This window comes from Paenibacillus bovis, from assembly GCF_001421015.2.
GTDB lineage: Bacteria > Bacillota > Bacilli > Paenibacillales > Paenibacillaceae > Saccharibacillus > Saccharibacillus bovis.
The window spans coordinates 2294816-2308454 of sequence record NZ_CP013023.1; the positions used below are offsets into that span (position 1 = coordinate 2294816).

Genomic DNA, 13639 nt, shown 5'->3' on the forward strand with positions numbered 1-13639 from the left:
AGTGGGTAATGGGAGTGGCTAAACCTTTCTCCATTCGTTTGGTTTTCTTTTATATAGAAATATGAAAAAATAAAATGAAATTGCAAAAAGAGAATGAAATTGCAAAAAGAGAATGGATCATTAAGTTCCTAGCAGACATACAAATGATCACTATGCTCTTAGCGGAGCAATTGGAATTGGACTTCAGCAGCGGAGCGGCCTCATTTAAGAATGGATATCTTCCGCGGAAGCGGAAATTCAGGATATCCGATTCTTAACGGAGGGCAGAAGACCAATCCAATTGTGCAGTGGATTCCCTAGGCAACTCCTTAGGCAACCCCTGTTTAATTTCTATATCTCCTAATATAAATAATCTTGTAAGAGATCAATCAACAATGAATGATTAAGCATAGATAATCACAAAATCAATAACCACACAAAAGCAACCCCAAGCATCATAGGTTCTCCGCATTCTCCGTATTTCTCCGGAATTCATACTAAAGACATCCTGTGCACACCAACCGCCCGACAAATGATTTGAAACTGTAACGCCGCTTGCTCTGGCATGTTCCTGATATTCACGTTAAGATAAGGTGAAAGATATCCGTAGTTCATTGCGGCTATATTGAAATTATTATAAAATACTTGAGAATCGTTGAGAATCAGTTTAGAATAGTTCTAAGGAAGATTTATTCTTAGACTTTATCTAAAATGAAACCATGCCTGGTAATGAATAGGCATGGTTTCTGGAACAGGATATTTGCTTTGCAAAAGATCCGCTATTTGGACAATGAGGGATTTTTCCCTGTTGAGATAAATGGGTACAGATCAAGGCCGCGACTCGGCCGGGTGTCCACAGGAAAAGTCAATCACATGCAGCTTGTTGACCCTGATACCGGAAAAGAATGAATGCTAGAAAGTAAAAGGCAGCCTGGAATTATGCTGCTTATCTTTTTTTGCGGACAGCACGGTTTTACTGGTATGATTTAACAAGTGAAATGGTATTACGATCATTCTTATGAAGCAAGCTGATAGACGATATATTAAAATTGATCTATTTGGCTGCTTACTTACTTATTTGGAGGGACGACTATTATGGCAACAAATTTCGTCATTGAAGGTCTGAAAGCAACAATCGAGAACAAGGAAATCCTCAAAGGTGTTAACCTGTCGATGAAAGGCGGAGAAATCCACGCAATCATGGGACCTAACGGTACCGGTAAAAGTACGCTGGCATCCGCATTGATGGGACATCCCAAATATGAAGTAACCGAAGGTACTGTAACACTTGACGGTGAAGATGTACTGGATATGGAAGTGGATGAGCGCGCACGTGCAGGTCTGTTCCTGGCTATGCAATATCCAAGTGAAATCACAGGGGTAACCAACTCCGACTTCCTGCGCAGTGCAATCAATGCACGCCGCGAAGAAGGTAAAGAAATCTCCCTGATCAAGTTCATTCGCCAGATGGAAGGCACAATGAAAGAACTGGAAATGAACCCTGAATTCGCTCACCGTTACCTGAACGAAGGTTTCTCCGGTGGTGAGAAAAAACGTAATGAAATCTTGCAAATGATGATGCTGGATCCAAAAATCGTTATTCTTGATGAAATTGACTCCGGTCTGGATATCGATGCCCTGCGTATCGTAGCAGACGGTGTAAATAAAATGCGCAGTGAAGATCGCGGTTTCCTGATCATCACTCACTATCAGCGTCTCCTGAACTACATCACGCCTGACCATGTACACGTTATGATGCAAGGCCGTATCGTGAAATCCGGCGGTCCGGAACTGGCAGCCCGTCTGGAAGCAGAAGGTTATGACTGGGTGAAAGAAGAACTCGGCATCACTGACGAAACTGTAGGTCAAGAAGCGTAAATTACTGTACGGAAGGAGGAGCTACACAATGACATTGCAGACGATACTTCCGCTCAATACGGAAGCTCTCAAATCACTATCCCAGCAAAAAAACGAACCGGCCTGGCTGACTGACAGCCGCCTGGGCGCTCTGGAACTCGCTTCCCGACTTGAACTGCCCAAACCGGAAAAAACGAAAATCGATAAATGGAATCTTGCAGACTATGGTACGTACCAGCCTGTAAGTCCGGTTGCTTCTCTGCAGGAACTGCCTCCGGTAGTAAGCCAACTGGTCAAAGAAGAAGAATCGGCGAACCTGCTTGTGCAAAAAGATTCCGGTGTGATTTATGCAGGTCTATCGGATGAACTCAAAGCACAGGGCGTTATTTTCACCGATCTGGAGACAGCGGCTCGTGAGCATGGTGACCTGGTACAGGCGCATCTGTCCACAGTTGTCAAAAACGATGAAAATCAGCTGACTGCACTGAGTGCAGCACTGTGGAACGGTGGAGCATTCCTCTATGTTCCTAAAAACGTAGAAGTATCTATCCCGCTGCAGGCTGTATTTGTAACGGAAAATGCAGATGCGACATTCGCACCGCGTGTGCTCGTTGTAGCAGATACCAACAGCTCTGTAACGTATGTAGACAACTATGTATCGACTGGCGATGCCAGCCGTGTGCATAACGGTATCGTCGAGATCGTAGCCAAAGACGGTGCCAAAGTACGTTATGCAACGGTTCACCAGCTGGGTACCCATGTAACGGATATGAGCTATCGCCGCGCTGTAACCGGCAATGATGCATCGATCGAATGGATCATCGGTGAAATGAACGATGGTAATACGGTAACCGATACTTCGACTGTATTGCGAGGCAATGGTTCTACTTCCGATGCGAAAATTATCGCAGTAGGTTCCGGCGTACAGCGTCTGAACTATACAACCCGTGCGATTCACTTTGGTAAAGATTCCACCAGCCAAATGACAACACGTGCTGTTATGCGTGAAGAAGCGAATGCAATCATCAACGGTATTACCAAAATCGAACATGGTGCAACCCGTTCCAACGGTGAGCAGGCAGAGAAAGTGCTGATGCTCAGCCCGAAAGCACGCGGTGATGCCAACCCGATTCTGCTGATTGATGAAGATGATGTTATGGCAGGTCACGCAGCATCGGTAGGTCAGGTTAACCCTGAACAGGTTCATTACCTGATGTCTCGCGGTATCTCCCGTGCACAGGCAGAACGACTGATTATTTATGGCTTCCTGGCTCCGGTCGTGTCTGATATTCCACTGGAACAGCTGCGGGTTCGCCTGCAGGAACTGGTGGAAAGGAAAGTCGGACAGTGAACGAGCTCATCCGCGAGCAGTTTCCGATTTTACACCAGGAAGTAAACGGACATCCGCTTGTGTATCTGGATAATGCGGCGACTTCCCAGAAACCGCGTGTCGTTCTGGATGCGCTGCGTCACTATTATGAATACGACAATTCCAATGTGCACCGTGGTGTGCATACACTGGGAACACGCGCGACCGACGCTTACGAAGGCGCACGCGAGAAAATTGCTCGTTTTATTAATGCGTCACGCAGTGAAGAGATTGTCTTTACCCGTGGTACTACAACGGCGCTTAACCTGGTTGCTTCCTCTTACGGCGGCCCTCGTCTTCAACCCGGAGACGAGATCGTCGTTACACCGATGGAGCATCACAGCAACCTGATTCCGTGGCAGCAACTCGCGCTGCGGACAGGAGCGACGCTGAAATATATTCCGCTTCAGCCTGATGGTAATATCGATCTGGCCGATGTGGAAAAAGTGATTAACGATAATACCAAAATCGTCTCGGTTGTCTATGTATCCAACGTGCTCGGTGTCGTGAATCCGGTCAAGGAAATTGCCGAGATTGCCCATCGTCACGGTGCGATTATGGTCGTCGACGGCGCACAGAGCACTCCGCATATGAAAGTGGATGTGCAAGATCTGGATTGTGATTTCTATGCATTATCCAGTCACAAAATGTGTGGACCGACCGGATTTGGTGCCCTGTACGGCAAGCGCAAACTGCTGGCACAGATGGAACCGATTGAGTTCGGTGGCGAGATGATCAATGATGTAGGATTGTACGAATCCGACTGGAAAGACGCTCCATGGAGATTTGAAGGCGGTACGCCGATCATTTCCGGTGCAGTCGGTCTGGGTGCAGCGATCGATTTCCTGTCCGAGATTGGCATGGACAAGATCGAAGCGCATGAAGCTCACCTGGCCAACTATGCCATGGAGCGCATGTCCCAGATTGAGGGTATTAAAATATATGGTCCAGCCAAGCGCAAAGTGGGTATTGTTACTTTCAACCTCGAAGGTGTGCATCCTCATGATCTGGCGACGGTACTGGACACTTATGGGGTGGCTATTCGTGCCGGACATCACTGCTGTCAGCCATTAATGAGATGGCTTGAAGCAAGTTCTACGGCACGCGCAAGCTTTTACCTGTATAATAATGAACAAGACGTGGATAGACTCATTGAAGCGTTGGTTCTGACAAAGGAGTATTTTGGCGATGCAACTTGATGATCTTTACCGCCGCGTGATTATGGATCACTACAAAAATCAACGCAATCGCGGTACATTTGAAGACGGAGCGATGACGGTTGAACTGAACAACCCAACCTGTGGTGACCGCATATCCCTGCAGCTTCAGGTAGAAGACAACAAGGTAGTGGATGCCAAGTTCTCGGGAGATGGCTGCTCTATCAGCATGTCATCCGCCTCCATGATGACGGAAGCGATTAAAGGCAAGACGTATGCAGAAGCACTTGAGCTGGCAGACCGTTTCTCCTCCCTGATGAAGGGGGAAGAAGTGGAATTTGCAGAATACGAAGAGATCGAAGCCCTATCCGGAGTAAATAAATTCCCTGCTCGCATTAAGTGTGCCACTCTGGCCTGGAATGCCCTGCGCAAAGGAATCGGAGAAGATAGCTTGGACAATTAAGATAGGGAGGCTACAACAATGGCTAAAAAAGCACCAGAAATGGAAGAATATAAATATGGTTTCCGCGATGAGCACAAATCCATTTTCCAATCCGGTAAAGGTCTGAACAAGGAAATCGTAATGGAGATTTCCCGCATGAAGAACGAGCCGCAATGGATGCTGGATTTCCGTCTCAAATCACTGGAACAATTCGAGAAAATGCCTATGCCTGAATGGGGCGGCGATCTGAGCGAACTGGATTTCAACGATATCCAGTACTACGTGAAGCCCTCCGAAGGACAAGGTAAAACATGGGAAGAAGTACCGACAGAGATCAAAGAAACCTTTGATAAACTCGGTATCCCGGAAGCAGAACAAAAATTCCTGGCTGGTGTATCCGCTCAGTACGAATCTGAGGTTGTATACCACAGCATGCAAAAAGAACTGGAAGACCAGGGTGTAATCTTCATGGATACGGATACTGCACTGCGTGAGCATCCGGAGATCCTGAGAGAATATTTCTCTACCGTTATTCCTCCAGCAGACAACAAATTCGCAGCACTGAACAGTGCCGTATGGTCCGGCGGAAGCTTTATCTATGTGCCACCAGGCGTACAATGTGATGTACCTCTGCAGGCGTACTTCCGTATTAACTCCGAGAACATGGGTCAGTTCGAGCGTACACTGATCATTGCGGACGAAGGCAGCTTCGTACACTATGTAGAAGGCTGTACAGCGCCGATCTACAGCACTAACTCCCTGCACAGTGCAGTCGTTGAGATTATCTGTAAAAAAGATGCTCGTGTGCGTTATACAACGATCCAGAACTGGGCACCAAACATCTACAACCTCGTTACCAAACGTGCAGTTGCAGAAGAAAATGCCACTATGGAATGGGTCGATGGCAACATCGGTTCCAAGCTGACTATGAAATACCCAGCGGTTGTACTGAAAGGTCGCGGTGCCAAAGGTTCCGTACTGTCTATCGCTGTAGCCGGTAAAGGCCAGCTGCAGGATGCAGGCGCGAAAATGATTCACCTGGCTCCGGATACAACATCTACAATCGTATCCAAATCGATCAGTAAACACGGCGGTAAAGTAACGTACCGTGGTCTGGCATCGTTCGGACGCAACTCCGAAGGTTCCAAGTCCAACATCAAGTGCGATACGCTGATCCTGGACAACCAGTCCACTTCCGATACCATTCCGTACAACGAGATCAAGAACGATAACATCACACTTGAGCACGAAGCTACGGTATCCAAAGTATCCGAAGATCAACTGTTCTACCTGATGAGCCGCGGTCTGACCGAAGACGAAGCGACTCAAATGATCGTAATGGGCTTTATCGAGCCATTTACGAAAGAACTGCCGATGGAGTATGCGGTTGAGATGAATAGATTGATCAAGTTCGAAATGGAAGGCAGCATTGGTTAATATCGCTGTCTGAATATAAAAGACGTATCTGTAGTTTTATCTGCAGATACGTCTTTTTAATTTTTATACTATAAGATGTAAATCTGTTCAAGACAGCCACTTTATAAAAATCACAAATGCTGTCTGTGTAATTTTATTAATGTTTTAATCCTCCACTACACACTGAGAAAAATCTTTTTAATCAATACAGTTAAAACTATTTTGTTTCATCAACTTTCGATTTATTTAAAAGTTAACTACTTAATTAATCATTAGAACTGCCGACACTAAAAATCAATCCCAGGTTGTCATAATTTTTTATTCTATAGTTGACTCCATCGTAAATTGTGGAGGAATCAATCGTTGTAAAGTCAACATCTTTATCGAATACGCCCAGTTCTTTTCCTACCTTTTTCGCTGCGTCAGGATCTGATTTAGGGTTTGTTGCCAGAACTGTAGTTCCAAATGCCAATAAAAAGTCTATAGCCGAAGCTTTTGTTTTGGCCTGTGTCATAATCTTGATTTCGCTTAGAGACCCATCCTTTTTATTTACAAAACCAATAAGTGATAAATCATCAGAAAAATCATATTTGAATACATCACGGGCAGGCCCCTTCTCGATGTTCACTGTCCGTATGCTAAGATCAGATTCTATTTGAGCGGATTGTTTATTGAATAATTTTTTGAATTCATTTGGAGTCATTCCGATATTGCCAGTCTGCTTTAATTCTTTTGATTCAACCGATTCAGTAATTATCGATTGCTTTTCTTTAGGTGTTAATTTGGCTGTTTCTCCTGTAATGGCGGATTGAGAAGGCTGAACTGCACTACTTTTATCAGGATTGATAATGACCATGAGGATAACTAAAAAAAGGAAAATTGTTGCAGCATTAAACTGTTTCCGAGCTTTAGGTGATTTTTTCTTTTTGGACTGGATTGCCAAAATCAAAAACACTATACATGCGATTGTGGCGGTGATACTGATAAATGTAATCATTTTTATGATCCTCTTTTCTTTATGTATAAGATTTCTAATTCTTATATCGGTAAACTGTAGAGTCTATGTAAGAAAAAAAATCTGTCAATTTTCTTATACACCAGTACTGGTATTTTCAATACATACGTAATAAATCTTAATATCTACTATTCCTTTGCTTGTTGATAAATATGTTTCCTTTGATAGGCTATGGATTTTGTTGCAAATGCAATATAAATGAGTTAAATTTAAGCTATCTTATTTTTGTTGTATTTGCAATAAAATAATACTGAAAACTCAAAAGGAGTCCACAATGAAAGAGATTCTACGAGAAATCGGCATGATCGCGAGAGCGCTGGATTCGATCAGTAATATCGAATTCAAGGAATACGATCTGACCAAGGGACAATACCTGTACCTTGTACGCATCTGTGAGCAGCCTGGCATTATTCAGGAAAAACTGGCAGAGATGATCAAGGTGGATCGGACGACTGCCTCGCGCGCCATCCAGAAGCTGGAGACAAACGGATTTATCGAGAAAAGAGAAGATCTGCATAATAAAAAGGTCAAAAAGCTGTTCGCCACCACCAAAGGCGAGCAGGTCTATCCTTTTATCAAACGAGAAAATGATTATTCCAATTCTGTCGCTCTGGAAGGGCTATCCGAGCAGGAAACTGAGCTAATCCACGACCTGCTTCGCAAAGTCAGAAAAAACGTGGAGAAAGATTGGGAAACCGTGAAAAAAGGCCATAAACGGAGCTATTAAGAAGCAGGTTAGCCCGTGAGCCCATAAACCAATAAGTTAATATAGTATTAGTTAGAGGAGTGGAAAAAGCAATATGAATATCAGTATCAGGAAATGTACAATAGAAGATGCATCAGAGCTGCAGCAGATTGGTTATGAGACATTTGACGAGACATTCCGGGATCAGAACTCATCCGAGAATATGAACGCCTATCTGGAGCAAGCATTTGACCTGAATCGGGTTCGGCAGGAGTTATCCCATACACAGTCACAGTTCTTTTTTGTGTATGCGGACAATAATCTTGCCGGCTATCTCAAAGTGAATACCGGAGATGCGCAGTCCGAGCAGATGGGCGACGAAGCGCTGGAGATCGAGCGAATCTATGTACGCCGATCTTTTCAGAAGCAGGGGATTGGACAATATTTGTTTGACCAAACGCTGGCTATAGCAGTGCAAAGTGGGAAGCAGCAAGTATGGCTGGGGGTATGGGAGAAAAATGAAAATGCGATTGTCTTCTACCGCAAGCTGGGTTTTGTGCAGACAGGAGCGCATTCTTTTTATATGGGAGATGAGGAGCAGATCGACTTTTTAATGGTTAAAGATCTGTCTGCAGCTGATCTCCAAACGTAATCAACCAGAGAAACAAAGAGCAAAAAGGCGTAATAGACGAGGGAAAAGAATACCAAAAAGCCGTGCTTTGCGAGAACGACAGCAAAGCACGGCTTTTTATTTCATAATAAACAATCAAGTGTGAGTAAGGCAGAGGCGGAAAATTCCGAGTGTCTAATCTTTTTGTTCAAATCGTTCGATACTACAAACCTACATTGCATGCTCCGCTTGATACTATCTTATTCAGTCCCAGGTCAGAAATCAGGATTGTATGCTGCGGCTGTAAGTTTTCTTTTTCCAGCTGCCACCGGACTTTGTGGCCTTGGATGCAGAGAACGGCGTGTAGCCGCCTGTATACAGCGTACCGGGCTTGTATCCAAGCGCTGATGCGAGTTCAGCCGGAGTAGGTTGCTGCTTGTGCTCCAGCAGCTTGACGAGCAGTAGTGCAGCAGCACGGGCGTCTTCCAGGGCATCATGGTGATTCAGCTCGATGCCATAATAGGCTGCCAGATTATTCAGCCGATGGGAGGGCAGCTCGTTCAGAATCTTTTTGCTGAGCAGGTAGGTGCAGTAATATTGAAATGCCGGATAGCCTGCGCTGGCAGCATCCAGACTGTGACGCAATACACTCATATCAAAAGCCGCATTATGGGCGACTACATGCTTGTTATCCAGATAAGGCAGCAGCTCCGGCCACAGTTCGCCAAAGGTTGGCGCATCCTGTACCATGGATGGCGTAATCCGGTGAATACTGATATTCATCGGATCAAAATGCTGCTCCGGGTTGATCAGCCAGGAACGTTCCGCTGTAATCTCGCCGCCGCGAATCTCCACTACACCAACCGAGCAGGCACTGGCACGGCTGGAGTTGGCTGTCTCAAAATCGATCGTTACAAAATCCATTCTTTTATTCATCCTTTCGGAGTCGGTCACCCGATATCTATACAATCATTACAAAACCGTTGTTGACGGGAAGGTGTAAGCACCTGTACCCTTTGTTAGGGTGGGTAATGGATTTGCGCAGAGATGCAGTATTATTTTAATGATATTTCTGGCACAATCCGGTATATCCTGGCCGGCTTCATGTACTGGTATACAAACATAGTGGCATACAGACAGGTACAGTCGTTCCATGAACTATCTATTTTAGTACATAAGTATTCCATATACCAGTCAGTTACAGACAAATTAAATGCAAGGTGGTTAACAGCAATTGAAGAGCAGACGAAGTGAGACACATGGCAGAAGAAAACGCAAATCGATCGGGCGTCCGATCCTTGGGGTAGTTGTAGCATTGATTATTATCGCGGCAGGAACAATATGGTACATGCAGCATCAGACGGCTCAGACAGCTGGTTCAGGCTCGCCAGCCTCTAATCAGGGCAATAAGGCCAACAACGAACAGAATGGCAATCCAGGCACATCTGCTGCGAACGGACAGACAGGCAGCGCGGATCAAGCGAACATTCCTGCGCCGTCTGCAGACGAGCATTACGATCTGGTACTGATCGGTAGTGAAGTAGAAGGGGTTCTGATGGCCAAGGCCGCTCATGACGAAGGGCTGAATGTGCTGATTCTTGATCCGAGGGAAAAACCGGGCGGACAGCTGATTCAGGGACAGATGCTTGTACTGGATGAACCGAACAATAATAAAAAGATCAGCCTCGTCCAAGGCGAGATGAAAAAGCTGTACAATGCCTATAATGGCGGCGAGATTCGCAAGGAAGCCGACTTTATCAAATACTATAATGGTCTGATCGAAGGTATCCCGCTCAAAAGCGGTATTGGTATCAAACAGATTCAGCAAAAGGAAGAGAACGGAAAATATTCGGTCGCCAGTCTTACGTATACGGAAAAGAGTGGTACCGAGCATACAGTGGACGCACGTTATTTTGTAGAAAATACCGATTATGCAGCGTTGTCTTCCCGCCTCCATACTACCCGTATTCCAGGAGTGGAATCCATTTTTGGCGGTGGCGACAAGCCTGAATATATGGCAGCCACCTATATGCTGAAATTCAAAAATGTAGACTGGCTTGCTTTGCACAGTGCTACCCTGAGGGATTATCCACTGTCCAATCTGGAAGCCAAATACGGTACCAATACGTACGTGGATTATGATTTTGGCACGGGCTACAGCAAAGTAACCGACAAACTCAAAATCGCCGATTCCCAGCTCAAGCTGCGCGGTATCAACTCCACGTATCAAAAAGACGGCGAAGTGATTATCAATGCGCTGTTGATTTACGATGTGGATCCATCCGATCCCGAGTCAGTCCGAACCGCTATCGCCAAAGGCAAAGCCGAGGCACCACATGTGCTGGAATTTCTGCGCGAAAATATTCCCGGCTATAAAAACGCCGAGTTGAATGGTTATCCGGAATATCTGTACATCCGTGACTATAACCGATATGAGACCGATTATGTACTACAGTATGAAGATGTGATTAACAGCAAGATGTTCTGGGATAATGTCAGCATCGGCGGCTATCCGCTGGATATTCAGGGAACACGGGAAGTACCGACTGGCAAAGGCTACGGCAAGCCGGATGCCTACGGTATTCCACTGCGATCTTTTGAACTCAAAAATTATGACAATGTGCTTGTCGCGGGCAAAAATATCGGAGCCTCCATCAAAGCCTATGGCAGTGCCAGAATCACTCCGACTACCGCTCTGGCAGCAGAAGTTATGGGTATTATCCTGGGCCATGAAAAAGACGGAAAACGTCTGCAGGAACTGACCGAAGATGATTTCCATACGATTCATGAATATCTGAAAAAAGATTATCATATTGCATTAAACTAACACTAAATTAAACGAGACTACTCTGCTGGGGCATATGGGTACGCAGTTTTTTGGCTGCCAAACAGCCTCATCACAGCAATACAGCATGAATAGACATGCAGCCTAGCTAGCGAAATAAGGTATACACCAATAACTGCAGCGCAAAAACGGGTTCTCTGCCGAAGAGGACCCGTTTTTTGTGCTACTTCTTTTTCAATCAGATAAAGATTTCTTCGATCTCCAGTGCAGACTGGATAGACAGATCCTTGAACCCTTGCTCCGTCTCGATCAGCGGGCGGAAATAATCGGTTGGATTCGTCATGATAATCCGTCCGGTCTCGCCAGAGTTGAGGCGAACCTTTTTGCCAATCATATTGGGCAGCATATTACGGATAAAAGTCTGTGCAGCCTCGGCATACAATTGCCCAAAGCTCATCCGGTGGATTTCCTTGAGTACACGCAGCAGCTCCTGCTTGGATTGATAGACCCGGTGCGTCGTCATGGCACTGTATATATCCGCAACAGCGGTAATACGCGCGTACGGATGAATATCATCGAGTGTAATACCGTTCGGATAGCCTTTGCCGTCTGCCCGTTCATGGTGCTGAAGGGCGACAATGGCACTCAGTTCATCTCCGGTTGACTCCATAATAATGTCATGACCATACTGGGCATGCTTTTTCATGATTTCATATTCTTCAGGTGTCAATTTGCCCGGTTTGTTGAGAATCTCGGGAGGCACTTTGGCTTTGCCTACATCATGCAGATATCCAGCGCGGCCGGCAGCATAGGCTTCCTGCTCTGTATATCCCATCCAGATGGCCAGATAATAAGACAGCATGCCGACTTGAAGGGAGTGTGTGTACGTGTAGTTATTGGTATCATTGAGTACAAAAAGAACAGAGACAACGTCTTTTTGGGTATGAAGCTCATCCATCAAAGGTTCCAGTACGGCATCGACCTGACTTCCGTCAAATTCGCCACGAGAAGCTGCATTGAGGAACAAATTCTGAAATCCGACCAAAGCCGTATCAAATTGAACCTTTGCTTCTATAAGTGAATGATGGGGTTCATTATCATCGTTAATTACGGTTTCTTCAATATCAACATAATCCAGACCATGTTTAAGCAGCTTGCTAATATCATCGGGTTGGAGAATGTGGCCCTTTTGCATCATATGAATACCGAATGTATTGAACGTATCACTGGAAAGCGTATCTCCCGGCTTCAAATCTGTAACATGCACTCTCAATATGGGCACCTCCATAATCTAAAAATTTAAATTTATCATAACAGGAAAAAAACCGTACAACAATCCTGATACTGGGTAATTTTGCTCATGATTTGGGTTCTGTGGGGTTCCAGGGACCTGTTTGTGTACCTTTCCATTCGGATCCGTCTGCCCAGACTTCCTTTTTCCAGATCGGTACCGTTTCTTTGAGCCGCTCAATAGCAAAGCGGCTCGCTGCATAAGCATCATCGCGATGGGCAGAGGAGACAGCGATAATTACGCTTGTCTCTGCAATACCTACGCTGCCGATGCGATGGCTAATCGCGCAGCGCGCACCAGACCAGGTGTCTGCGATATGATTGCCTATTTTTTGCAGCTGGGATAACGCCATGGGAACATAGGCTTCGTATTCCAGATATACCGTTTGCATATCGCCGGTCATTTCGCGAGTCGTACCAATAAAGGCGATCGTTGCCCCATGATTATTATCGGTAACCTTGGCAATGATTTCTTCTGCCGTGAGAGGAGCGCTCGTAATAACATAGAGCCCATCAGGGGTCTGTTCGGATGTAATCGGTCCGGAGCCTCCGGACACGGGAGGGATCAGAGCCAGTTCATCGCTTTCCTTAATAATAGTATCGACAGTTGCGTACTCCTGATTAACAGCTGCGAACGAATGACGGATAGAAATTTCGGCATCCGGGTATAATGTAGATAAAATATCCTTGAGCTGCTGTACGGTAACAGGGCTGCTATCCTGTGCCAGGGAGGCATCCACGACGGGTGGTACCTCTACGGTAATCTGGGATTCACCGATTTTTTCGGCAAGCCCGGCAAATAATTTAATGGTATACTGCATAAAATAAGCCCTCCATATAGATATTATTAAAGCCCGATACAGGCAGGTAATCACAAATAGTCTGATTATTATGGACAATACAGGTCGCTGGAACCAGCTGCTGGTATCACGGCAAGACCTGCTATTTTTATCCTTTTAATATACCAGTATTTGAGTAAAATCCAAACGCTTTATTCAATTAGCACATCAGACAGCATATAGGTAGAACAGAAG

At 45.4% G+C, this 13639-nt stretch carries 12 protein-coding genes; 8 read left to right on the forward strand and 4 right to left on the reverse strand.

From position 1 onward, the window contains the following. Window positions 1–1074: 1074 nt before the first annotated feature. The 5 genes from sufC to sufB are packed head-to-tail and all read left to right on the forward strand — an operon-like array spanning window position 1075 to window position 6241. A complete protein-coding gene (gene sufC, locus AR543_RS09795) occupies window positions 1075–1857 on the forward strand; it encodes a Fe-S cluster assembly ATPase SufC (RefSeq protein ID WP_060533936.1) in 783 nt (260 codons plus the stop codon). Between the two features lie 28 nt (window positions 1858–1885). After that, a complete protein-coding gene (gene sufD, locus AR543_RS09800) occupies window positions 1886–3187 on the forward strand; it encodes a Fe-S cluster assembly protein SufD (protein ID WP_060533938.1) in 1302 nt (433 codons plus the stop codon). Next, window positions 3184–4404, forward strand: a complete 1221-nt coding sequence (locus AR543_RS09805; protein ID WP_060533940.1) for a cysteine desulfurase — start codon at window positions 3184–3186, stop codon at window positions 4402–4404. Before sufD ends, AR543_RS09805 begins: the two co-directional genes overlap by 4 nt. Then, window positions 4394–4825 carry a Fe-S cluster assembly sulfur transfer protein SufU gene (gene sufU / locus AR543_RS09810; RefSeq protein ID WP_060533942.1) on the forward strand — a complete coding sequence of 144 codons (432 nt, stop codon included), beginning with the start codon at window positions 4394–4396 and terminating at the stop codon, window positions 4823–4825. The genes AR543_RS09805 and sufU overlap by 11 nt, the downstream gene beginning before the upstream one ends. An 18-nt stretch (window positions 4826–4843) precedes the next feature. Further along, a complete protein-coding gene (sufB, locus tag AR543_RS09815) occupies window positions 4844–6241 on the forward strand; it encodes a Fe-S cluster assembly protein SufB (RefSeq protein WP_060533944.1) in 1398 nt (465 codons plus the stop codon). Window positions 6242–6485: 244 nt separating this feature from the next. Here the strand turns inward: sufB and AR543_RS09820 are convergent, their stop codons facing one another. Further along, on the reverse strand, window positions 6486–7217 hold the full coding sequence (locus tag AR543_RS09820) for a hypothetical protein (protein WP_060533946.1): 732 nt from the start codon (window positions 7215–7217) through the stop codon (window positions 6486–6488). Between the two features lie 292 nt (window positions 7218–7509). Here AR543_RS09820 and AR543_RS09825 point away from each other — a divergent pair, with 292 nt between their 5' ends. Beyond that, window positions 7510–7962 carry a MarR family winged helix-turn-helix transcriptional regulator gene (locus AR543_RS09825; RefSeq protein WP_060533949.1) on the forward strand — a complete coding sequence of 151 codons (453 nt, stop codon included), beginning with the start codon at window positions 7510–7512 and terminating at the stop codon, window positions 7960–7962. Window positions 7963–8035: 73 nt separating this feature from the next. Further along, on the forward strand, window positions 8036–8572 hold the full coding sequence (gene paiA / locus AR543_RS09830; RefSeq protein ID WP_060533951.1) for a spermidine/spermine N(1)-acetyltransferase: 537 nt from the start codon (window positions 8036–8038) through the stop codon (window positions 8570–8572). 240 nt (window positions 8573–8812) lie between these two features. Here the strand turns inward: paiA and AR543_RS09835 are convergent, their stop codons facing one another. Further along, window positions 8813–9466: a 3'-5' exonuclease gene (locus tag AR543_RS09835; RefSeq protein WP_227871869.1), complete on the reverse strand. Its 654-nt coding sequence runs from the start codon at window positions 9464–9466 to the stop codon at window positions 8813–8815. A 298-nt stretch (window positions 9467–9764) separates the two neighbouring features. Here AR543_RS09835 and AR543_RS09840 point away from each other — a divergent pair, with 298 nt between their 5' ends. After that, window positions 9765–11357 carry an FAD-dependent oxidoreductase gene (locus tag AR543_RS09840; protein ID WP_335582712.1) on the forward strand — a complete coding sequence of 531 codons (1593 nt, stop codon included), beginning with the start codon at window positions 9765–9767 and terminating at the stop codon, window positions 11355–11357. Between the two features lie 196 nt (window positions 11358–11553). Here AR543_RS09840 and AR543_RS09845 read toward each other — a convergent pair whose 3' ends face one another. Both AR543_RS09845 and AR543_RS09850 read right to left on the reverse strand, forming a co-directional pair. Beyond that, complete coding sequence (locus AR543_RS09845; protein ID WP_060533956.1) at window positions 11554–12588, reverse strand: HD-GYP domain-containing protein; 1035 nt, start codon at window positions 12586–12588, stop codon at window positions 11554–11556. An 85-nt stretch (window positions 12589–12673) separates the two neighbouring features. Continuing rightward, window positions 12674–13426, reverse strand: coding sequence for a molybdenum cofactor biosynthesis protein (locus AR543_RS09850; protein WP_060533958.1), 753 nt, complete (start codon window positions 13424–13426; stop codon window positions 12674–12676). Between the last annotated feature and the right edge of the window lie 213 nt (window positions 13427–13639).

Bases quoted from the DNA above. Each gene is read 5' to 3' on its own strand.
- AR543_RS09825 (WP_060533949.1), top strand. From the start codon at position 7,510: ATGAAAGAGATTCTACGAGAAATCGGCATGATCGCGAGAGCGCTGGAT.
- sufB (WP_060533944.1), top strand. From the start codon at position 4,844: ATGGCTAAAAAAGCACCAGAAATGGAAGAATATAAATATGGTTTCCGC.
- sufD (WP_060533938.1), top strand. From the start codon at position 1,886: ATGACATTGCAGACGATACTTCCGCTCAATACGGAAGCTCTCAAATCA.
- AR543_RS09835 (WP_227871869.1), bottom strand. From the start codon at position 9,466: ATGAATAAAAGAATGGATTTTGTAACGATCGATTTTGAGACAGCCAAC.
- paiA (WP_060533951.1), top strand. From the start codon at position 8,036: ATGAATATCAGTATCAGGAAATGTACAATAGAAGATGCATCAGAGCTG.
- sufC (WP_060533936.1), top strand. From the start codon at position 1,075: ATGGCAACAAATTTCGTCATTGAAGGTCTGAAAGCAACAATCGAGAAC.
- AR543_RS09850 (WP_060533958.1), bottom strand. From the start codon at position 13,426: ATGCAGTATACCATTAAATTATTTGCCGGGCTTGCCGAAAAAATCGGT.
- AR543_RS09820 (WP_060533946.1), bottom strand. From the start codon at position 7,217: ATGATTACATTTATCAGTATCACCGCCACAATCGCATGTATAGTGTTT.
- sufU (WP_060533942.1), top strand. From the start codon at position 4,394: ATGCAACTTGATGATCTTTACCGCCGCGTGATTATGGATCACTACAAA.